Source organism: Halorhodospira sp. 9622 (assembly GCF_022228025.1).
GTDB classification, from domain to species: domain Bacteria; phylum Pseudomonadota; class Gammaproteobacteria; order Nitrococcales; family Halorhodospiraceae; genus Halorhodospira; species Halorhodospira halophila_A.
This window is the reverse complement of record NZ_JAJNRE010000029.1, coordinates 1-20,305: the sequence shown is the minus strand read 5'-3', so window position 1 is coordinate 20,305 and position 20,305 is coordinate 1. Positions and strand designations below refer to the sequence as shown.

At 67.5% G+C, this 20,305-nt stretch carries 23 protein-coding genes and 2 tRNA genes; 7 read left to right on the top strand and 18 right to left on the bottom strand.

The genetic code is table 11. The features are described 5' to 3' along the window. Nucleotides 1–196: 196 nt before the first annotated feature. The 13 genes from LRG07_RS12135 to LRG07_RS12075 form a co-directional block, all read right to left on the bottom strand. Entirely contained in the window at nt 197–598 is a 402-nt protein-coding gene (locus LRG07_RS12135; protein WP_238642500.1) for a PIN domain-containing protein, read from the bottom strand. Next, nucleotides 595–840 (bottom strand): DUF6364 family protein, encoded by a 246-nt coding sequence (locus LRG07_RS12130; RefSeq protein ID WP_201169090.1) that lies wholly within the window; start codon nt 838–840, stop codon nt 595–597. Before LRG07_RS12130 ends, LRG07_RS12135 begins: the two co-directional genes overlap by 4 nt. Nucleotides 841–1,243: 403 nt before the next feature. After that, nucleotides 1,244–1,654: a DUF86 domain-containing protein gene (locus LRG07_RS12125; RefSeq protein ID WP_238637368.1), complete on the bottom strand. Its 411-nt coding sequence runs from the start codon at nt 1,652–1,654 to the stop codon at nt 1,244–1,246. Next, a complete protein-coding gene (locus LRG07_RS12120) occupies nt 1,651–2,049 on the bottom strand; it encodes a nucleotidyltransferase domain-containing protein (protein WP_238635739.1) in 399 nt (132 codons plus the stop codon). The genes LRG07_RS12125 and LRG07_RS12120 overlap by 4 nt, the downstream gene beginning before the upstream one ends. A gap of 230 nt (nt 2,050–2,279) precedes the next feature. After that, nucleotides 2,280–2,717 (bottom strand): nucleotidyltransferase domain-containing protein, encoded by a 438-nt coding sequence (locus tag LRG07_RS12115; RefSeq protein WP_238642499.1) that lies wholly within the window; start codon nt 2,715–2,717, stop codon nt 2,280–2,282. A 46-nt stretch (nt 2,718–2,763) separates the two neighbouring features. Beyond that, nucleotides 2,764–3,180: a PIN domain-containing protein gene (locus tag LRG07_RS12110; RefSeq protein WP_201169082.1), complete on the bottom strand. Its 417-nt coding sequence runs from the start codon at nt 3,178–3,180 to the stop codon at nt 2,764–2,766. Beyond that, nucleotides 3,180–3,455: a type II toxin-antitoxin system Phd/YefM family antitoxin gene (locus LRG07_RS12105; protein ID WP_201169079.1), complete on the bottom strand. Its 276-nt coding sequence runs from the start codon at nt 3,453–3,455 to the stop codon at nt 3,180–3,182. The genes LRG07_RS12110 and LRG07_RS12105 overlap by 1 nt, the downstream gene beginning before the upstream one ends. A 98-nt stretch (nt 3,456–3,553) precedes the next feature. Continuing rightward, the gene (locus tag LRG07_RS12100) at nt 3,554–4,033 is read right to left on the bottom strand and encodes a hypothetical protein (RefSeq protein WP_201169077.1); all 480 of its coding nucleotides are present in this window, start codon (nt 4,031–4,033) and stop codon (nt 3,554–3,556) included. Further along, the gene (locus LRG07_RS12095) at nt 4,030–4,305 is read right to left on the bottom strand and encodes a nucleotidyltransferase domain-containing protein (protein ID WP_238635741.1); all 276 of its coding nucleotides are present in this window, start codon (nt 4,303–4,305) and stop codon (nt 4,030–4,032) included. Before LRG07_RS12095 ends, LRG07_RS12100 begins: the two co-directional genes overlap by 4 nt. A gap of 291 nt (nt 4,306–4,596) precedes the next feature. Then, complete coding sequence (locus LRG07_RS12090; RefSeq protein WP_238642498.1) at nt 4,597–5,106, bottom strand: hypothetical protein; 510 nt, start codon at nt 5,104–5,106, stop codon at nt 4,597–4,599. 5 nt (nt 5,107–5,111) lie between these two features. Further along, nucleotides 5,112–5,816 carry a C39 family peptidase gene (locus tag LRG07_RS12085; protein ID WP_238642497.1) on the bottom strand — a complete coding sequence of 235 codons (705 nt, stop codon included), beginning with the start codon at nt 5,814–5,816 and terminating at the stop codon, nt 5,112–5,114. Then, nucleotides 5,813–6,193, bottom strand: coding sequence for a hypothetical protein (locus LRG07_RS12080; RefSeq protein WP_238642495.1), 381 nt, complete (start codon nt 6,191–6,193; stop codon nt 5,813–5,815). The genes LRG07_RS12085 and LRG07_RS12080 overlap by 4 nt, the downstream gene beginning before the upstream one ends. A gap of 128 nt (nt 6,194–6,321) precedes the next feature. Then, the gene (locus LRG07_RS12075; protein ID WP_238642494.1) at nt 6,322–7,452 is read right to left on the bottom strand and encodes a hypothetical protein; all 1,131 of its coding nucleotides are present in this window, start codon (nt 7,450–7,452) and stop codon (nt 6,322–6,324) included. 405 nt (nt 7,453–7,857) lie between these two features. Here LRG07_RS12075 and LRG07_RS12070 point away from each other — a divergent pair, with 405 nt between their 5' ends. From LRG07_RS12070 to LRG07_RS12060, 3 genes are all read left to right on the top strand, one after another. Continuing rightward, entirely contained in the window at nt 7,858–8,463 is a 606-nt protein-coding gene (locus tag LRG07_RS12070) for a DedA family protein (protein WP_238642492.1), read from the top strand. A gap of 35 nt (nt 8,464–8,498) precedes the next feature. Then, nucleotides 8,499–8,575, top strand: a tRNA-Arg gene (locus tag LRG07_RS12065). Between the two features lie 111 nt (nt 8,576–8,686). Next, nucleotides 8,687–12,325: a hydantoinase B/oxoprolinase family protein gene (locus LRG07_RS12060; RefSeq protein WP_238642490.1), complete on the top strand. Its 3,639-nt coding sequence runs from the start codon at nt 8,687–8,689 to the stop codon at nt 12,323–12,325. 37 nt (nt 12,326–12,362) lie between these two features. On the opposite strand, the gene LRG07_RS12055 is transcribed toward LRG07_RS12060, so the two are convergent. The 4 genes from LRG07_RS12055 to LRG07_RS12040 are packed head-to-tail and all read right to left on the bottom strand — an operon-like array spanning nt 12,363 to nt 16,407. Continuing rightward, nucleotides 12,363–13,271 carry a nucleotidyl transferase AbiEii/AbiGii toxin family protein gene (locus LRG07_RS12055; protein WP_238642488.1) on the bottom strand — a complete coding sequence of 303 codons (909 nt, stop codon included), beginning with the start codon at nt 13,269–13,271 and terminating at the stop codon, nt 12,363–12,365. Then, nucleotides 13,249–13,935, bottom strand: coding sequence for a type IV toxin-antitoxin system AbiEi family antitoxin (gene abiEi / locus LRG07_RS12050; protein ID WP_238642486.1), 687 nt, complete (start codon nt 13,933–13,935; stop codon nt 13,249–13,251). Before abiEi ends, LRG07_RS12055 begins: the two co-directional genes overlap by 23 nt. A 55-nt stretch (nt 13,936–13,990) precedes the next feature. Further along, the gene (locus LRG07_RS12045; RefSeq protein WP_238642484.1) at nt 13,991–15,043 is read right to left on the bottom strand and encodes a hypothetical protein; all 1,053 of its coding nucleotides are present in this window, start codon (nt 15,041–15,043) and stop codon (nt 13,991–13,993) included. Then, complete coding sequence (locus LRG07_RS12040) at nt 15,040–16,407, bottom strand: sigma-54 dependent transcriptional regulator (RefSeq protein ID WP_201169062.1); 1,368 nt, start codon at nt 16,405–16,407, stop codon at nt 15,040–15,042. The genes LRG07_RS12045 and LRG07_RS12040 overlap by 4 nt, the downstream gene beginning before the upstream one ends. A 242-nt stretch (nt 16,408–16,649) precedes the next feature. Between LRG07_RS12040 and LRG07_RS12035 the strand changes: the two genes are divergently transcribed. Next, nucleotides 16,650–17,897, top strand: coding sequence for a Fic family protein (locus LRG07_RS12035; RefSeq protein WP_238642482.1), 1,248 nt, complete (start codon nt 16,650–16,652; stop codon nt 17,895–17,897). 15 nt (nt 17,898–17,912) lie between these two features. On the opposite strand, the gene LRG07_RS12030 is transcribed toward LRG07_RS12035, so the two are convergent. Continuing rightward, nucleotides 17,913–17,988 (bottom strand) — tRNA-Ala (locus tag LRG07_RS12030). Between the two features lie 95 nt (nt 17,989–18,083). On the opposite strand from LRG07_RS12030, the gene pyrC reads away from it, so the two are divergent. The 3 genes from pyrC to rnt all read left to right on the top strand — a co-directional run. Next, complete coding sequence (pyrC, locus tag LRG07_RS12025; RefSeq protein ID WP_201169060.1) at nt 18,084–19,121, top strand: dihydroorotase; 1,038 nt, start codon at nt 18,084–18,086, stop codon at nt 19,119–19,121. Between the two features lie 102 nt (nt 19,122–19,223). Continuing rightward, nucleotides 19,224–19,559 carry a Grx4 family monothiol glutaredoxin gene (grxD, locus tag LRG07_RS12020; RefSeq protein WP_201169058.1) on the top strand — a complete coding sequence of 112 codons (336 nt, stop codon included), beginning with the start codon at nt 19,224–19,226 and terminating at the stop codon, nt 19,557–19,559. Nucleotides 19,560–19,628: 69 nt separating this feature from the next. Then, on the top strand, nt 19,629–20,305 hold a 677-nt coding region (gene rnt / locus LRG07_RS12015), incomplete at its 3' end, for a ribonuclease T (protein ID WP_238642479.1).

Sequence of the window (20,305 nt, the reverse complement as noted above, 5' to 3'; positions counted from 1 at the left end):
CCTGGCTCATCAGGTGTTTCTATCATCCACTGTGGGTCGAGCGGCTCGGGCGACGGTGAGACGGCCGGTGGTAAGCACCAGCTCGACACCGCGGGCGCTTCGCTGCGCCCTGGATGACCGTTCACCTACCGTGTCCAGACCTGTTGGAGTCGACCCTCTCGGCGATGGAGGCCCTGAGCCGGCCGGAGAACCGCCCTTAACGCAGGAGGAATTCCTGCGGTGTCAGCACGGGTACGGGCGATCCGGCGAAATCCTTGACGTTGCGCGTGATAACGGAGGTGCAACCCGCGCGCTCCGCAGTGGCCGCTACCACAGCATCTTCGAAATCCGCCCAACCGAGGGATTGAGCTCGTTCGAGCTCGACGCGTCCCACTGCGCATACGTGCAAATGCTGGAGCAGCCAGCTCAATGCCTGATCGGCCGAGGTGCGATCCGCATACCGTGCAGCGAGGTAGTACACCGTGGTTGCCGCATGTGCGCTGATTGCACCCTCTTCATCACCACGCAGCACCTGTTCTAGTACAGCCGCCGAGACGCGATAGTGTCGCTCTCGCTTTTGCAGAACGTCCAGCAGGACGTTCAGGTCGAGCATGATCACGATTGGTGTTTGTGGTGCAGGTGGTCGTGATAAACCTTCACAGGATCCACATCAGGGGGGATCAGGCCGGTAATGGCCTCCAGCTCGGCACTTGGCACATGCCCCTCCAGCGCGCGAAGGCGACGCAGATGGCGATCAATGACCTCGGTAACGCTCATGCCGTGGGCCTTGGCATAGGCCTTCGCGAACTCCACATCCTGTTTGGGCAGGCGCACCGTCACCTTGGTGGTTTCCTGTTCCATGCGGGCATCCCCCCCCCCCTCTCTCGGGGTGTATGGCAATGACAACGATATTGTACGGCACAGGTTCATGCATGCCCAGGATGGGCTTGACCGCTTGCTCGTTCGCTGGAGACCCCCTGGCTTCGCCTCGGACAGACGGAGCTCTTCGGAATCCATGCGGTGGCGTTTCCGTGAGGGGCGTAGGGGGCCGGGGGTAGGGCGTTTGAGCACGCTACCACCGGGACGGTGACGCCTCAGAAAGGCCCGTCCGGCGAGGGATGTTCAGGTTATGAGCGCTCATGGAACCACAGGTGGGGCGAGGGGGCAACCGCCGGTCACCGAGTCCATGCGTCGCGGCGCTGACCCGGCAGCCGCGTACCGCAGATATGCAGGCCTGGTTGGAAGCCCAGGAGTCCGCGCGGGGTCAGAGGAGCTGGCCTCGAAGCGCCTCGACGAATGCCAGAAGATCATCTAGGTGGTTTTCCACGACGTCCCGGACGATCCGCGCATCGACTTCTTGGTAGCCGTGAACCAGCACATTGCGGAAGCCAGCCATTGCCGCCAGGGGGTCGACCAAGTCGGGCTCGATAATGCCGTAGCGGCCGAGATGTTCAAAAAGAGCGCGGTTGGTCTCCGGTTCTCCCAGCCGTTTCGCGGAGACTACCTGGGAGGCTGCATCTAGCGCTGCCTGGATGGCCAGCTGCAGCGTGTGCTCGACAAAGCGCGTCTCTCGAAGGTCATGGCCGACCAGCTCGGGCTGGGCGAGTTCCCGAAGCTCCTGGACCCGGCTCTCGATAAAAGCTAGTTTCTTGTCGAGCAGGGGGTGATCGGTCACGCGGCAGAACTCCGTCGGTATTCCTGCAGGTAAGGCAGCAGGTCGAAGTAGCGATTCCGCGCATCGACCTCGAAAGCGATCCGTCGTTCCGGGATGGCATCGAGCAACAGGATGCCATCGCGCAGGATGCGGTGCACCAGGTCGACCGGCGCCTGCTCGACGTCAATCAGGTCAATCGGGCGTCTGATGGCTTGCTCCAGTCTCTGAGCCAAGCGGGCGGCGGGGCAGACCAGCGCAGGCTGCTGTGGATCGCGGAAGAGGACGGCGAGGTCGACATCGCTATCGTCCCGAGCTTGCCCGGTCGCGCGACTGCCGTAGAGATAGGCGCAGGCTATAAGGCCACGCTCCCTCTCAAGCTGCCCACGCAACTTCCCCGTAAGGTCAGTGGTCTCCATGGGCTTCGGCTGGCTCGTGCAGAGGGGGTAGAGCGTTTGGGCACGCTACCGCCGGGACGGTGACGCCTGAGGAAGGCCCGTCCGGCGAGGGATGTTCAGGTTGTGAGCATTTATGGAACCACAGGTGGGGCGAGGGGGCAACCGCGTTCTCCGGACCTCAGAGGAACTCCGCAAAGACCGCCTGAAGCGCCCGCAGGTCGTCCAGGTGATGCTGGAGGTCGGTCAGCGCGTCAAGGCGCCGGCGGATGATCTCGGCTTGCACCACGGCGGAGCCTCCGTTTCAGGGCGGCGCGCTGGACGCGCAGATACGGCTCAAGGTCCCAGTATTCGCGGACGATGCGCGAGAAATAGGTCCCGCGCTGGAAGTCGGGCCGCGCGTAGATTAGGCAGTTGTGGCGGACGGCCTCGAACTGCAGGGCCGGATCGGCACGTTCCAGGAGGACCAGGTCTATGCGCTCAAGGCCGGCCCGGGTCAGCTCCGTCAGCAGGTCCAGGCGTTGTGCCTCGAGGCGCTCCGGCGGCCCGGCGAGGCCCAGGTCGACGTCACTGTCTGCCCGGGCGTGCCCCGTCGCGTGGGACCCGAATAGGAAGGCGGCCTGCACGTCCGGGAAGGCTGCCAGGACGGGCTGGACGGCCTGCTGGATGGCCTCGGTGCGATCTTGCGTCATGACGTCATGTTAACGCGCAGTGCGCATGGCTGCCTGTCCGCCGGGCTTAGTGTGGTATCCGGTGGACGTGCAGGCCGGGGACTTTCTCGAAGTCGCCATCCCCCGTGACGAACGCGCCCCTCGGGTCCACCGTAAGCAGGCAAGCTGCCTGGATCGCATCGGGTGTGCGCAGCCTGTATTGGGCGCGCAGCTCCGTAGCCCTGTCCAGCACGGCGGTGTCCAGCGCTATCACCGAGAGCCCCGGGTCGTCGAGGAAGCCATCCAGTCGCTCCAATGCCTGCGTGTCGGATTCTCGCAGCGGGCGCACCCGGCACTCCAGCCGGCTCAAGGCTGAGGCCATCAGCACCGGCGGTTCGTCAGAGCCGCGTTCCAGTCCCCCAAGCACCTGCCGGGTGGCGTCCCGGGTCTGCCTGTCTCCCTCCAGCAGATAGATGATGGCGCTGGCGTCCAGAAAAACACGCATTAATCGCGCCAGCCTTCGCGCTCTGATTGCAGCTCACGGTCCAGCTCCGCACGGTTGCGCGCTGCGCCGTATGCCTCGTCATCCCCTAGCAGGCGATCCCATAGCCTTTGCCGGGCCTGGGTACCCTCCGACAAGCGCTGGTAAGACTCCTCGCTCAGGATCACGTAGCGGGGCCGGTTGCGCTGGATGACGTGCACCGGCCCGTTCTTCAATGCCTGATCCACCGCGCTGATGCCACGGCGCTTGATCTCTTGTGCGGAAATGACGTTCTCCATCAGTACGACCTCGGGTACTTGATTTAGTATCCATTTTAGCACCGAAATCGAGCAGGGAGGCTCTGGATCTTAGCTCCCGGGGTCGCGGACGGCCCGGGTTACGCCCAACCCCGCTCTTTTGTGATCGCAATCAGGCTGTCCGTCACCTGTGCCAGCACCGGCACGTACGCGTGCCCTCGCTGAAGGGCATCGGCAAGGACCGCCGGGTCCTCGATGTACTCATGCACCATCTGGTTGCGCAGTTTGCGGACCGCGAACCAGTCGTCGCTGGAAGGAATCCAGCCGAACCGTTCGGCACGATCCAAGTTATCGAGGGCAGGACCTACGCGCTCGCCGAGCGCGCGCAGCAGCGCCGGGATCAGCTTGTCACCAAGTGTGTCCTGGAGCCGGCCGAAGCGCGCCACAAAGGCGTCAACCCGCTCAGCCTCTTGCGGGTGATCCTCCAAGGCGCGCGCTCGCTCCGTCGTGAATGGTGCCTCGAACAGCCGCTGATCGGTTGCGAGCAGGTGCCTGCGCTCGCGTTCAGCGATCCGGGTCAGAAACTGAAGGCGCGCCTCTTCTGCCTGCTCGTGGTTCAAAGCTCGACTCCTTGCTCCTCAGCAATCCGGTGGATGGCGCTCACCTCAAGGTTCGGGGCCTTCAGGATGACATCCACCGATCGGCCTTCCAGCGCGCGGCTGATCTGTGCTTCAAGCCGGGCCGCTAGCCAGGTCGCATCGTCGACCGGCTCGGGGAGGGTAACGAGCAGATCGACGTCGCCGCCTCGCGCGTCATCGAAAACCCGCGATCCGAAGAGGTGCACGCGTGCTGTGCCGCCGGTCATTTGCTCGACAGCACGATGAATGGCCATGATTTGCTCTTGGGTTAGTCGCATTCCCCAGGCCTCAGAGGGGCTCCGCAAAGACCGTCTGCAACTGCATGGCGCCATGTTAACGCGCAGTGCGCACTGCTGCCTGTCCGCCGGGCTTAGTGTGGTATCCGGTGGACGTGCAGGCCGGGGCCTCGCTGGCGGAGATCTTCGGTGGCGAGTTCGAGGCTGTCGGGGGCCTCGTTGGTTATCATAGCGTATAACCCGGAAGGCGACCGTCGAAAGCGTTGGCGCCCACTCAAGCACGCTTGAGCCGGCCCTCGCGCGTGCGCCTTAGCGCAGACCCTCCAGCATCTGCGTCTGCATCAGCTCGCCCAGCCGGCCGAGGCGCTCCACCGGGATCCCCTCGAGCTGGACGTCCAGGTCCTGAAGGACCTGGATCAGCTGGCTGTCGAGGCTGTTCTGGAGCACCAGGGCCATTCCCTGATCGCCCATGTGCAGCTGCACGCCGTCGGTGGTCGTGAACCGGAAGGCCTCCGCCATCTCCTGGGCGGCGCGGCGGGCGCCGGCGCGGTCGCCGAGGCGCAGGGTGATCGGGTCCAGTCCGATGCTACCGCGGGTCTCACCGTTGACCGCCACGGCTTGCTCGAAGCCGAAGCGCACCAGGACGCCGTCGCTGTTGGTCCAGCCGCCGCGCCACTGCTCCAACTCGGCCGAGGGGACCCGCGCCAGGCCGTCCCACGGGTCGTGGGGCGGTTCGCCGGCCGTAACGGGGCTGATCAGGGCGAGGCCCAGCGCCAGGCCCAGGGCCCAGCCGGTGCGGTGAACGAGGCGTGCGGCCATGACCATCACCACGCTCCTGGGCGGCGTAGGTTGCCGGTGAAGTCGCTCAGCCCCTGGTGCTCGCGGGCGTGCTCGAAGGGCAGGCGGGTCTGTACGGCCCAGGCGCGGTCCGGGTTGAAACTCAACTGGGCGAGGTCGTGGCGGTCGCGGATGATCAGCAGCGGGCCGCGGCGCAGCTGCTCGAAGGTCTGGGCGCTGTAGGCGCGCAGGCCCATGGCTGGGTCGCCGACCAGCACTTGGCCGTCGCGAATGCCCTTGATCACCACGAAGTGTAGGTAGCCGCCGGTGTCGATGAGCACGATGCAGGGGATGCGCAGCTTCGCCACCTGCGCCAGGGTGAGGTTGAAGCCGTCGGCGCGGTAGCCGAGCTCGGCCAGGTAGCGCTGCATGTCGAGCATCGAGAAGCCCTCGGTGCGCACCAGATCCTGATCCGCCGCCGCGAACATGCCGGCGAAGACCTCGGGCTCGCCCTTTGGATGGTCGTAGTGGTAGCTGAGCAGGGTGGCCACCGCCGCCGAGCCGCAGCTGTAGTCCAGGGCCTGGCGGACCACGCCGCGGAAGCGCACCGACTGCAGGCTCTCCACCTGGACGTGGTGGCCGCCGCCGAGCTGCAGGATGGGCAGCCCCGCCGCGTGGGCCGGGGCCGGCGCGGCCAGGGCCAGGCAGGCCAGGGCGCCGAGGGTGGCCAGTGCCGTGGCGCGGCGGATCATGGGGTGACCGTCACGTTGATGTTGGTGGCTTCCTGAATGATCACGTGGTGACCGGAGTTCTGGATGATCGTGGTCAGCCCGTGATTGTCGCGCAAGGCGCCGTCCTGAATGATGTTCATGCCGCTGGGGCTCGACTCCACAACGTTGCCGAGGACCGTGCCCTGTTCCGAGATGGTGCTGGTCTGGTAACGGAAGGTGTCCGCCATGCCGCGGTGCTCGTCCAGTGCCGCGGGGGCCACCGGCGTGCCGAGCAGTTGTTCGAAGGCGAGGGCGTCGGCCGTCGCGAGCCCGGGCAGGGCCGCCAGCGCTGCGCCGAGGGTGAGTGCCGGTGCCCAGACTTTGGTCCGCCCGCCACGCTGTTGCTTGATCTCGTTCATGAAGGATGCTCCCGATGCGGTCCGCCCGGCGCTGCCGGGCGGTCCTGTCCCTGCTGAAACGTCCTTGCCGGGAGGCCGGGGCGGGTGGGGCCCGCCCCGGTTCCGGTTTGTTGTTGCCGGCCGTGTCCTTACTGAGCCGGGTTGATGCGCACGTTGCCCTGCATGGTGACGTTCTGCTGGATCAGGCTGCCGACACCACCGTTCTGCGAGACCTGGGTGATGCCCGCGTTGCCGGAGACCGAGCCTTCCGCCATGCGGTTGTTGACGTGCAGCCAGGCGTCGTCGTCACCGCCGATGCGCAGGGTGTTGCCGCTGACCGTGCCGCGCAGCTCGGAGCTGGCCACGGTCATTTCCATGTCGAGGAAGTGATTGAACGAGTCGGTGATCTCGTTCTGCGAGTCCTTCATCGTGTTGTGCGAATCCATGGTGTTGAAGGAGTCCGCGATGCTGTTGTCAGAGTTGTCGCTTTCGTCCTTGTTGTTGGAGTCGGCGACGCTGTTGTCCGAGTGATCACTGGAGTCCTTGTTGAACGAGTCGTTGATGCTGCGATCCGAGTTGTTGGAGTCCGCAACGCTCGAGCTCCGATCCGAGTTGTCGTTCTGGGAGTCGGTCAGGCTCCGATCCGAGTTGTCACTGCGGTCCGAGTTGTCGTTGTGGGAGTCCGCCACACTGGTGCTGTGGTCGGAGTTATCGTCCTTGTTGTAGGTCCGCTCGGAGCTGTAGTTCTTCTCCGAGTTGTGTGAATCCGTGATGCTTTTGTCCGAATTGTCATCCTTGTTGTACGTGAACTCCGAGCTGTAGTTCTTCTCGCTGTTGTGCGAGTCGGCCACGTTGGTGCTGCGATCGGAGTTATCGTCCTTGTTGTAAGTCCGCTCCGAGCTGTAGTTCTTGTCGCTGTTGTACGAGTCGGCCACGTTGGTGCTTTGGTCGGAGTTGTCGTCCTTGTTCCAGGTCATCTCGGAGCTGCTCGAGCTGTTCTGGGAGTCGGTCAGGCTGTTGTCGGAGTTGTCATCCTTGTTGTAAGTCCGCTCCGAGCTGTAGGTCTTGTCCGTGTTGTAGGACCCCTCCTTGGTGCTGTTGTCGACGCTGGACGTCGAGCCCTCGCTGGCGGCGGCGCTGCTGCCCTCAGCGTCGGCGTTGACGGAGGCGCTGACCTCGTTCTCCTCGCCTTCGACGGTGTTTTGCGGGTTGGCCCACGCGTTGCCGCTCAGGGCCATGGCCAGGACCAGGGTGCTGGCGAGCGTCGTCTGCTTGATCATGTCGTTCCCTCTTCTCGGTCGTTGGTGGTTAACGCGGGGCCCGGCCGTCGGGGCCGGGCCTCCGCGGAGGCGCCGCCTGGGGGGACGTGCGGCGCCGCACCCTGATGTAAGCAATTGCCGGGCCAACTTCGCGCGAGGTGCCTAAGATGTTGTTTAAAAAGGGGATGTGGCGTTGGTCGGACGCGGCGACTGAGTGGTCGTGCGGGGTCGAGTGCTGCGCCGGTGTAACGCTTGGCGAGGGTGGCGGTGCCGAGGCCGCGCAGTGCGGCGCTTTGCCGTGGATGCTGTTGGTGTTGCCCCGCCCTTACAGGGGTTGCCCGGGTGGTACCCGGGCCGGGCTGTTAGGCTGTGCATCGGCCCGCGTCTCCGGGCGTCGGGGGTCCAACCGCAGAGGAGGCAGGGTGCATGCCGGAGTTGATCGTCGAGGCCGTGGAGCTGCTGGGCTGGGTGGGGATCTTCGCGGTGATGATCGTGCTGGCGCCCGAGGCGGTGATGCCGTTCCTCGGCTACGCCGTCTACCGGGCGGAACTCGATCCGCTGACCGCCCTGGCTGCCGCCAGCGCTGGGGCGACCCTGGGCTCGACGCTGATCTATCTGGTAGTGCGCGCCATCGGCGGGGAACGGGTCCGGGCCGGCGTGCGGCGCGGCAGCCGGTGGTACCTGATCCAGGAGCGCGATCTGGAGGTGACCACCGCGATCTTCCGCCGCCACGGGGCGTGGATCGTGCTCTTCGGGCGTTTCGTGCCCACTGTGCGCAGCCTGGTCTCGATCCCGGCCGGGCTCTTGCCCATGGGGCTGGCGCCGTTCCTGCTGCTGACGCTGCTCGGCACCACGCTATGGAACGGGGTGCTCCTGGCCGCTGGTTACGCCACCGGCTCCAATTGGGCCCGGCTGGAGGCGTATCTCGGTACCTACGGCAGCGTGGTCACACTGCTGCTGGCCATCGCCGCGATCGCGTTTCTGCTGTATCGGCTGCGCAACCTCTTGCTGCGCCACCGCCGGGCCGGTTGACCAGTGGCGGGCGGATGCGTACAAGTTGGGCTCCGGCCCCGGTAGCTCAGTCGGATAGAGCAATCGCCTCCTAAGCGATAGGTCGCAGGTTCGAATCCTGCCCGGGGCGCCACGTTCGCCGATTGCCTGGCGGCGCCCTGCACCCCGTCCGCTGCCCCGCGGATGCCTCCCGTCCGCGCTCTATGCGAAGATGCCCGGTCGTGTTCGGACGCGGGAGTGGGCCATGACGGACGGCCATGCGGCGGGAGAGCGCTGGCAGTTCTGGATCGACCGGGGCGGGACCTTCACCGATGTCATCGCCCGCGCCCCCGATGGGCGTCTGATCGCCCGCAAGTTCCTATCCGAGAACCCGGAGCAGTACAGCGATGCGGCCCTCCACGGGATCCGCGCCATCCTCGGTCTTCCTGCCGACGCCCCGATCCCGGCCGAGCGGATCGAGTCGGTGCGCATGGGCACCACGGTGGCGACCAACGCCCTGCTCGAGCACCGCGGCGAGCCCACCGTGCTCGCCATCACCGAGGGGTTCGCCGATCAGCTGCGCATCGGCTATCAGCACCGCCCGGAACTCTTCGACCGCCGGGTGCGCCTGCCGCAGATGCTCTACTCGGAGGTCCTGGAGGTCCCCGGGCGCCTGGGTGCCGACGGCGCGGTGGTCCGCCCCCTGGATGAGGCCTGCGTGCGCGAGCGCCTGGCCGCCGCCCACGCCGCCGGCTATCGGGCGCTGGCGGTGGTGCTCATGCACGCCTGGCGGGACGCCGGGCACGAGCAGGCGGTGGCGCGTATCGCCCGCGAGGTGGGCTTTACGCAGGTCTCGACCAGTGCGCAGGCCGCCGCCGTGATGAAGATCGTCGGCCGCGGCGATACCGCCGTGGTGGATGCCTACCTCTCGCCGGTGCTGCGCCGCTACGTCGACCGCCTGACCGCGGAGTTGGGCGATGTGCCGCTGCTGTTCATGCAGTCCAACGGCGGGTTGACCAGTGCCGCGCACTTTCAGGGCAAGGACGCCATCCTCTCGGGTCCGGCCGGCGGCATCGTCGGGGCGGTGCGCACGGCGGCGATGGCCGGGTTCGAGCGGCTGATCAGCTTCGACATGGGCGGGACGTCCACCGACGTAGCCCACTACGACGGCGCCTACGAGCGCACCTTCGAGACCGAGATCGCCGGCAATCGCATCCGCGCGCCGATGATGCAGATCCACACCGTCGCCGCCGGCGGCGGCTCCATCTGCCACTTCGACGGCATGAAGTACCGGGTCGGGCCCGACTCCGCCGGCGCCGATCCGGGGCCGACGGCCTATCGCCGGGGCGGCCCGCTGACGGTCACCGACTGCAACGTCCTGCTCGGCCTGATCCGGCCGGCGTTTTTCCCGCACCTCTTCGGCCCCGACGCCGATCAGCCGTTGGATGCCGACGGGGTCCGCCAGGGCTTTGCCGAGCTTGCCGAGCGGATCCGCGCCGAGACGGGTGACGCCCGCGACCCGGTGGCGGTGGCCGCCGGCTTTCGGCGCATCGCCGTGGAGAACATGGCGCAGGCGATCAAGCGGATCTCCGTGCAGCGCGGCCACGACGTGACCCGCTACGCCCTCAACTGCTTTGGCGGTGCCGGCGGTCAGCACGCCTGCGCCGTGGCCGACTGCCTGGGCATCCGCACCGTGTTCATCCACCCGCTGGCGGGGGTGCTCTCGGCCTACGGCATGGGCCTGGCCGATATCACCGCCATGGCCCAGCGCAGCGTGGAGGCGCCGCTGGAGCCGGCCAGCGCGCCGCTGCTTGAGCGCGTGATCGACGAGCTCACCGCCGAGGCGCGGGCCGAGCTGGCCGAGCAGGGGCTGGCCGCCGATGCGACGACGGTGCGCGTGCAGGCTCACATCCGTTATGCCGGCACCGACACCGCGCTGGTGGTCCCTGGTGGTGCGGATCTGGCCGCCTTGGACGAGGCCTTCGCCCGGGCCCACCGGCAGCGGTTTGGCTTCGTCCTGGAGGACCGCCCGCGGGTGATCGAGGCGCTCAGCGTCGAGGCGATCCACCGCGCCGCGGCCGTCGAGGCCCCGGAGGATGAGGCGCCGTCACCGGCGGACCCGCCGCAGCCACTGGCCCGGGTGCAGGCCTGGGACGGCCGACGGATGGCCGAGCAGCCGGTCTACGCCCGCGCCGACCTGGTGCCGGGGATGCGCATCCCGGGGCCGGCGATCCTCCAGGAGGAGAATGCTACCACGGTGATCGATGCCGGTTGGGCGGGCGAGGTCACCGCCTGCGATCACCTGATCCTGCGCCGCGCGGTGACCGCCGGGCAGGCGGCGCCGGCGCAGACGCCGCAAGTCGACACCCGCCGCCCCGATCCGGTGCTGCTGGAGGTGTTCAACAACCTGTTCCGCTCCGTCGCCGAGCAGATGGGCACGACGCTCGCCGGCACGGCGCAGTCGGTGAACATCAAGGAGCGGCTCGACTTCTCCTGCGCGCTCTTCGACGCCGAGGCGAACCTGGTGGCCAATGCGCCGCACATCCCGGTCCACCTCGGCTCGATGTCGGAGTCGGTGCGCGCCATCCTGCGCGCCCGTGGCGCGAGCATGCGTCCCGGGGATTGCTATCTGCTCAACGACCCGTACCACGGCGGCACGCACCTGCCGGATCTCACGGCGGTGACGCCGGTCTTCTCCGAGGATGGCGAGGAGCTGCTCTTTTTCTGCGCCAGCCGCGGCCACCATGCCGATGTGGGCGGCCGCACGCCGGGGTCGATGCCAGCGGACTCCACCTGCGTGAGCGAGGAGGGGGTGCTCATCAACGACCTGCAGGTGGTCGCCGGGGGGCGTTTTCTGGAGGAGGCGTTCACCGCGGCGATGGGCGCCGGGCCGTATCCGGCGCGCAACGTGGCGCAGAACATCGCCGATCTGAAGGCGCAGATCGCCGCCAACGAGAAGGGCGTGGCCGAACTGCGGCGGATGGTCGAGCAGTTCGGCCTGCCGGTGGTCCAGGCCTACATGGGGTTCGTCCAGGAGAACGCCGCCGAGCACGTGCGCCGGGTCATCGATGGGCTCAGCGACGGTGATTTCACCGTCGAGATGGACAGCGGGGCTCGGATCCGCGTGGCGGTGCGCCCGGATCACGCCGCCCGCCGGGTGCGCATCGACTTCGCCGGGACATCGGAGCAGCTGCCAAGCAATTTCAATGCGCCGCTGGCCATCACCCGGGCGGCGACGCTCTACGTCTTCCGCACGCTGGTCGATGACGACATCCCGCTCAACGACGGCTGCCTGCAGCCGCTGGAGATCGCCGTGCCGGAGGGCTCGATGCTCAACCCGCGCCATCCGGCGGCCGTGGTCGCCGGCAACGTGGAGACCTCCCAGGCGGTCACCGATGCCCTCTACGGGGCGCTGGGGGCGATGGCCGCCAGCCAGGGCACCATGAACAACCTGACCTTCGGCAACCAGCGCCACCAGTACTACGAGACCCTTTGCGGCGGTGCCGGGGCCGGGCCGGGGTTCGCCGGCAGCTCGGCGGTGCATACGCACATGACCAACTCGCGGCTGACCGACCCGGAGGTGCTGGAGTGGCGCTACCCGGTGCGCGTCGAGTGTTTTGCCATCCGCCACGGCAGCGGCGGTGCCGGGGCGTATCCCGGCGGGGCGGGGGTGATCCGGCGGCTGTGCTTCCTCGAGCCGATGACGGTGGTCACGCTGATGAACCGGCGCCGGGTGCCGCCCTTCGGGCTGGCCGGGGGCGGGGATGCGGCGTGCGGGCGCAATGCCATCGAGCGCAGCGACGGCGGCGTCGAGGAGCTGCCGGGTACCGCCACCCGGGAGCTCGCCGCGGGGGATCGGATCGTCATCGAGACCCCCGGTGGCGGCGGCTACGGGGGCGGCTGAGCGCCGCCCTCGGATGGACGCACCGCCTGTGCCCGCGCTACATGGGGAATTCCGGCCCCTCGGGGCCTCCCGTGAGCCCACGGGCCACAGCGTCCAGCAGCTGCTGGTTCGTGTGCTGCAGATAGTCGAGAAAGCCGGGGCGCTCAAGCGTCCGTCTCACGACGGTCGGCGGGATGAAGCGGGTCATTTGCTCCCGGAAGGCGTCCCCGTGGATGATCGAAGGGAGTTCGGCCCGTCGTCGGGCGAGCTTTGCCTCGTAATCGCGAACCCCGTAGTCGGCGATCTTGAACTGGAGCCATTCGATGGAAGGTGAGATCCCTTGCTGTTGCAGCCAGGGTAGATCCCAAAGGTCGCGATGCCGAATCCGCTGATCGTTGGCAACCAGTGAAAGGAGTTTGTCGGCCATGATCTCGTCGATGGATTCCACGGGAACGAGGATATCCTCGTAGCCATCGGGCAAAGCTGCGTAATTACGCTGTAGTGCGCGTAACTCGCTGGAGTAGGCGGGAACGTTGGTGACCTCGATCCGGATTCGCTGCTTGGGGATGTCCGGGCGGGCCGGCGCGGTGACCAGTGCAACCTGCCAGCGGTGCACGGTGATCCCGCCCGATGGCGATGGGGTTCCCGGTGAAGGGGGTTCTTTGACCCGTACTTCCAGTCCGTAGCGCTTTCCGATGAATGCCTCGATGACCTCGGCCAGTTCGGCGAGGTCACTGGCGGCGAATTCCCGGCCGCCGACGAAGTCAAGGTCCTCGCTGTAACGCGCGGAGCCGTAACACAGCCGCAGCGCGGTACCCCCCTGAAAGGTTAGGCGACCCAGCAGGCTGCTCTGTTCCAGCGCGCGGAGGATGTCGTAGTGGAGCAACTCCTTCTCGATCACCGGGCGCATGACCTCGCCACCGGTGATCTCAGCCAGAGCCGCTTCAGTCAGTTGCCGGAGTTCCAAGCAGAGCCTCCGCGCGGTCTTGAATGATGTCTTGCAGCTCTTCCTGATTCACCATTTCCGTATTGCGTCCTACGCGCTTGAGGTCTCGCCAGGCGGCCTCCGGGGTGGCGATGCGAAGCGGCCGTTGCCTGTCGTGGACGGTATGCTGAAGGATGTCCTGAACGGGGCGGGCAGTGTGGGTCAATTCGAGTGTACCCCACGCGGTCCGAAAAACCCCCTTGCGGCCCGTGGTCATGACCGTCAGGTGACCTAGCGGGATTTGTGAGATGGCGCCCCACTCAGAGAGAGCGGACTCAAGGCTGATGTAATTGTACTCACCCCTGCGCAGGGCCCGGGCAATCCGCTCCAGTGTGTAACCATCCTGAGGCAATCCGGGTGGGTAGACATAGACCCCGCGGGCAGCGGGCTTTAGCCAGCCGGCTTCGACCAGCCGAGCGATCCCTGCCTTCCGGGCCTTGGTGCGATCCGAGCGGAACAAACTGTCGAGATCGCGCCGAGTAAAGACGGCGCGGCCCGCATCGGCTTGGGCATTGAGGATCTTGAGTGCAGTATTCTGGCGCATGGCAAGCACCCGCGGAGTAATAGACACGAAGACTAAAAAAAGATGGCCTTCGTGTCCAGTTACTGCCACCCGGGAGCTCGCCGCGGGGGATCGGATCGTCATCGAGACCCCCGGTGGCGGCGGCTGCGGGGGCGGCTGAGCGCCGCCCTCGGGCTGCCTAGAAACGCACCGGCAGGCGCAGGGTGACCTGTACGTCCGGGGCCTGCTCGGTGACCCCTACGCCCACGGAAAGCCCCAGGCTGCTGCGCGGGCCGAGCCGGTGCGAGGCGCCAAGCAGCAGCGAGCCCACTTGGAAACGGCCAAACTCCGGATCGGGGTTTTGCACGTCGGTACGCGTGCGCTGCACCGTCGTGTGGTCGTAGCCGAGGCTCAGCGAGGTGCGGTCGTTGAGCGACAGGCCCATGCCGAAGCTCACCCCGATGGCGCTGCCCGGCTCGATGCGTACGCGATCGCCGCTGCGCAGGGTGACGGTGCGAGGGACGTTGTAGAGGTAGCTCAGGCTGCCGTAGAGCACCGCCGGCTCCGAGGGGTAGACCCAGTTGAGGCTGGGCTGGACGGCATAGAAGCCGCTGCCGGTGGGCTGTTCGGTGTAGATGGAGACGTTGGGTCCATCGCCGTCGCTGTCGTCGAGGGCGATCTCGGTGGTCTCCACCTCGAACGGGTCCCGGCCGGTACGGCTCTTCATCCGCAGGCCGCCGGTGAAGATGACCCCGTCGCCGCGGCCGCTGCTGAGCTGATAGCGCAGGGAGGCCTCCACGTCGCCCAGGCCGTAGCCGGTGGACTCGACCACACCCGCGGTATCGCTCGCCTGGAGCACCTCGCGCTCGCGCACCTTCTCCTCGCGGTAGACGTAGGGGATGCGTGTCTCCACCTCCAGCCGGTCGGTGAGCCCGTAGCGCAGGCCCAGCGCGGCGGTGAGGCTCTCGCGCTGGGTCTGGCGCACCGAGATCAGTCCCACGGCGATGGCCGGCAGGATGGTGACGCCGTCGATCGCCACCAGGGTCGAGGTGGACTGCGAGTAGCTCAGCGAAGGCTCCGCGGTGAACGAACCCTGCGGCGAGAGGATGGTGCGTTGCTGCAGCCCGCCGGCGGTCTCCTGGGGCGGGGGCGGGGCGCCCACCGCCTCCGGGGTGTCGGCGATGGCCAGCAGCGGCGCGGTGGCCAGCAGCGCGGCCAGGGTGGCGCCGGTCCAGCGCCGCCGCCGGCTCATGGCTGCAGCCCCAGGCGGTGCATGATGCGATAGAGCGTCACCCGCGAGATGCCCAGCTCGCGGGCCGCCCGTGAGACATTGCGCTCGCAGCGGGCCAGGGCGCCGAGGATCGCCGCCCGTTCCGCCCGAGCGCGGGCGTCGTCCAGGGTCTCGACCTGGCGGATCGGCCCCTGCCGGGCCTCCAGGCCAAGATCGCCGGGGGTGAGCAGGGGGCGGTGGCCCATGGCCACGGCGCGCTGGATGCGGTTGATCAGCTCGCGCACGTTGCCCGGCCAGCTGTGCCGGCGCAGCGCCCCCAGCGCCGGGCCGGTGAAGCCGCGCACCGGGCTGAGGTAGGCGCTGCGAAAGCGCTCCAGGAAGACGTGGGCCAGGCGCTCGATGTCGTCGCCCCGTTCGCGCAGGGGCGGGATGTCGATGCGCAGCACGTTGAGCCGGTAGTAAAGATCCTCGCGAAAACGCCCGGCCTCCACGGCGGCGGCCAGGTCCACGTGGGTGGCGGCGACGACGCGCACGTCCAGCGGCACGCGCTCGGTGCCCCCGACCCGGGTCACTGCCCGCTCCTCGAGCACACGCAGCAGATTGACCTGGTGCTCCAGGGTCAGCTCGCCGACCTCATCGAGGAGGATGGTGCCGCCCTGGGCCCGCTCCAGGTGCCCGCAGCGGCGCTGCTGTGCCCCGGTGAACGCGCCGCGCTCATGGCCGAAGAGTTCCGACTGGACCAGATTGGTTGGGATGGCGCCGCAGTTGACCGCCACGAAGGGGCCGGCGGCACGGGATGAGGCGTGGTGGATGGCCTGGGCGGCCAGCTCCTTGCCCGAGCCGCTCTCGCCGTGGATGAGCACCGTGGCCGGGCAGCGCGCCACCTTGGCCAGGTCCCGGCGCAAAGCCTGGATGCCGGGGCTGTCGCCGAGGATGCCGCCGGTATCGGCGGTCAGCTCCGCCTGACGAGCCCGGGTGTGGCGGCGCAGTTGCCCCATGCCGGCGGCGTGGCCGAGAACGGCCGCAAGCCGGTCGGGGTCCGCGGGGAGGGTGTGGAAGTCGAAGAAGGCGGTGGCCAGCAGGTCTTCCAGCGCATCGTGGCTCTGCCCGTCGGGCGGATCGCAGAGGGCGATCCACTCCACGCCGCTGCCTCCGGCGAGAAAGCGCTGGCAGGCGTCGATATTGTCGGCGACCACCCGCATCAGCCCCACCGGCGGGTGGTCGGCGGTGAGCAGCCGCTCGATGGTTGCCCAGTCCTCGACACGGGTCAGGGACCAGCCCGGCGGCTCGGCGCTCGGGCGCACGGGTTGGGCGGGGGTGCCGGGGGTGACGCTCAGGACGCTGCGCAGACCCGCGGCGGCGCGGGCGAGGGTCGGTGCTCCCATGCGGTTGTCTCTCCTGGCAGGTGGTTCAGGATGGACACACCGCGAAGCAGAATCCGTGCCATCGCGCCAGGTATTTGATCAGAGAGGTTTTTTATAGAGGGGGCAGCCGCTTCGGCGATGCGGTGTTAAGACCGCCGACAGCGCCCGGGTTGCATCATCCCAAGGAACCGGCCGGAAAACCGGCCAGAAAACCGGCCAATCCTATGCTGTCGTTTTTCTAAAACGCTGATAATGTAGGTCTTATGGACAAAGGAGAGGCGGACAAGGAAGCGGCCATCAAGGCGGCAGAAGATCGCGGCGAATACGTTGCGCTCATGGAGCCGCTGCTGATCGGTGAAAGCTCGCGCCAGCGGCCCGAGATCGCGGATCTCGTCGTCGAGCTGGCGAGCAGGGCGGCCGGTTTCCGGCGCAGCTTGCCCGAAGGATTGACCGCCGCGATCGCCCATCTGGTTCGGGCGATGAACTGCTATTACAGCAATCTCATTGAGGGCCACGATACGCACCCAGTGGATATCGAGCGGGCGCTCAAAGATGATTACAGCGCGGACAAGCGCAAGCGCGATCTCCAGCTTGAGGCGAGGGCGCACATCGCCGTCCAGGAATGGATCGACGCCGGCGGCTTGGCCGGGCGTGCGACCACCGCAGAAGGCCTGCGCGAGATGCATCGCCGCTTCTGCGCCGAGCTTCCCGAAGATCTGCTATGGATCCAGCACCCGAGCAGCCACGAATGGCTGCCTGTAAAGCCGGGGGAACTGCGTGAGCATGGTGCCCAGGTTGGCCGACATGTGCCGGTCAGCCCCGAGGCGCTGCCACGTTTTCTTGAACGCTTTGAAGGCGCCTATGGCCGGCTTGGGCTCACGGAAGGCATCATTGCGTCTGCCTGTGCGCACCATCGCCTGCTCTGGATTCACCCCTTTCTGGACGGCAATGGCCGCGTCGCGCGGTTGATGTCACACGCCATCCTGCTCGATTGGCTGGATACCGGCGGAATCTGGTCGGTCGCCCGCGGCCTTGCGCGCAACGAGAGCGAATACAAGTCCAGGCTCATGGCCTGCGACCTTGAGCGGCGTAATGACTTCGACGGCCGCGGCCATCTGAGCGAGGAGGCCTTGGCGGACTTCACGAAGTTCTTCCTGCGGATCTGTATCGATCAGATCGACTTCATGGAGCGGCTGATGCAGCCCGATCGGCTGCGTGAGCGTCTGCTGATGTGGGCGGAAGAGGAGATCCGGGCCGACACGCTGCCGCCCAAGTCGGGTCGCGTCCTGGAAGCACTGCTCTATCGGAATCATTTGCCGCGCGGTGACATCGCCGGCCTGGTGGGGGTTAGTGAACGGCAGGCGCGCCGTATCACCGCTGCCCTGATCGATAGCGGCATTGTCACCTCCAAAAGCAGCCGCGCACCGCTCTACCTCGCTTTTCCGGTGCGGCTGGCGCCGCGGCTCATGCCAGGGCTTTTCCCGGAGATGCCGTACGAGGCAGGAGAATAGGAGTTTGGGGAGGGATGGTGGAGCCGAGGGGAGTCGAACCCCTGACCTCGACAATGCGAATGTCGCGCTCTCCCAACTGAGCTACGGCCCCATCGATCAGTTGCGCACTTTACCATGCGCTGGCGCGGCACAAAACCCCCGGGCGGCCCCTTGCAACCGGCCGGCGGCCCTTGGAAACTCCCCGGCATGGATACCCTGACCCTGCCCCGCCCCGACGACTGGCACCTGCATCTGCGTGACGGTGCCCTCATGCAGGCCGTGGCCCCCCAGGCCGCGGCGGTCTTCTCGCGCGCGATCATCATGCCCAACCTGCAGCCGCCGGTGACCACGGTGGAGCAGGCGGCGGCCTATCGGCAGCGCATCCTCGGTGCGCTGCCGGCGGGCGCGACCTTCGAGCCGCTGATGACGCTCTATCTCACCGACAACACCCTGCCCGAGGAGATCGCCCGGGCGTCGGCCAGCGGCTTCGTGCACGCCGTCAAGCTCTACCCGGCCGGAGCCACCACGCACTCCGATGCCGGCGTTACCGATCTGCTGCTCTGCTACGACGCCCTGGCGGCCATGGAGGAGCACGGGCTGCCGCTGCTTATCCACGGCGAGCGGACCGGGCCGGAGCTGGATATCTTCGAGCGCGAGACCGCCTTCATCGATGATGTCCTGCAGCCGCTGCTCGATCGACACCCGCGGCTGAAGGTGGTCCTCGAGCACGTGACCACCGCCGAGGGCGCCGAGCTGGTCACCGGCGACGATCCCCGCCTGGCCGGGACCTTTACGCCGCAGCACCTGCTCTACAACCGCAATGACCTGCTCGTCGGCGGGCTCAAGCCGCACTACTACTGCATGCCGATCCTCAAGCGCGAGGCCGACCGCGAGGCGCTGCTCGAGGCGGCCACCTCGGGGCATCCACGGGTCTTTCTGGGCACCGACTCCGCCCCCCATCCGCAGGGCGCGAAGGAGTCGGCCTGCGGCTGTGCCGGCTGCTACACCGCGCCCATCGCGCTGTCGCTTTACGCGGAGGCCTTCGAGGCGGCCGGGGCGCTGGAGCGGCTGGCGGACTTCGCCGGGCGCAACGGCCCGGCCTTCTACGGATTGCCGGTCAACCAGGAGACGGTGACCCTGGAACGGGCCCCGCTGGAGGTGCCGCAAAGCTACCCCGGCGGCGACGAGCCGGTGGTGCCGCTGCGCGCCGGCGAGACCCTGACCTGGCGCCTGCGCCAACCCTAGGGTGGGTGGGATGAGCCTGCCCGGGACCCGTTTTACGATGCCCGCCAGGCGGTGGCCGAGTTCGGTCGGCGCCGCGGACCTGCCGCAGAGGATGGAGACACCATGAGCGACGAGACGGTTCAGCAGACCATTGCCCGTCAGGTGACGGAGAACCCGATCCTGCTGTACATGAAGGGCAGCCCGGATCAGCCCATGTGCGGCTTCTCGCAGCGGGCGGCCCAGGCGCTGGCCGGCTGCGGGCGGGAGTTCGCCTACGTGGACGTGCTCCAGGATGAGCGCATCCGTCAGGGCATCAAGGACTACGGCGACTGGCCGACCATCCCGCAGCTCTACATCGACGGGGAGTTGGTCGGCGGCTGTGACATCATCATGGAGATGTTCGACTCCGGCGAGCTCCAGCAGATGGTCGAGGCCGCCGGGGCCGGCGCCAGCGGCTGACGGCGGCGGCTTGCTCGCGGGCACGGGGCGCCGTAGCATGCGGCACCTTCACCCAGTTACGGCAGCCCCATGAGCGAGCACAACGCCCCGCAGACGTCATCGGACGACCCAAGGCGTATCCAGAGCACCGAGATCCCGCCGCTGCGTACCCGCTTCCGGGCCTTCCTGCCGGTGGTGGTGGACGTGGAGACGGGCGGGCTGCAGGCGGAGACCGATGCGCTGCTGCAGATCGCCGCGGTGATCCTGCGTGCCGATGAGCAGAGCGGCCGGCTCTATCCGGCGGAGACGCACACCTGCCACGTCCAGCCGTTCGAGGGCGCGCGCATCGACCCCAAGGCGCTGGAGCTCAACGGCATCGACCCGGAGCATCCGCTGCGCATGGCGGTGCCCGAGCGGGATGCCCTGGGCAAGGTGTTCAACCCGGTTCGCCAGGAGCTGCGCAACACCGGCTGCAACCGGGCGGTGCTGGTCGGCCACAACGCCTTCTTCGACCTGGCCTTCCTCAATGCCGCGGTGACGCGGACCAACTTCAAGCGCAACCCCTTTCATCCCTTCTCGAGCTTCGACACCGCCACCCTGGGCGGGCTCGCCTACGGGCAGACGGTGCTGGCCAAGGCGGTGAAGGCGGCGGGGATCGAGTGGGACGCCAAGGAGGCCCACTCGGCCATCTACGACGCCGAGAAGACCGCCGAACTCTTCTGCGCCATCGTCAACCGCTGGGACGAGCACTGCGGTCGGCCATCGAG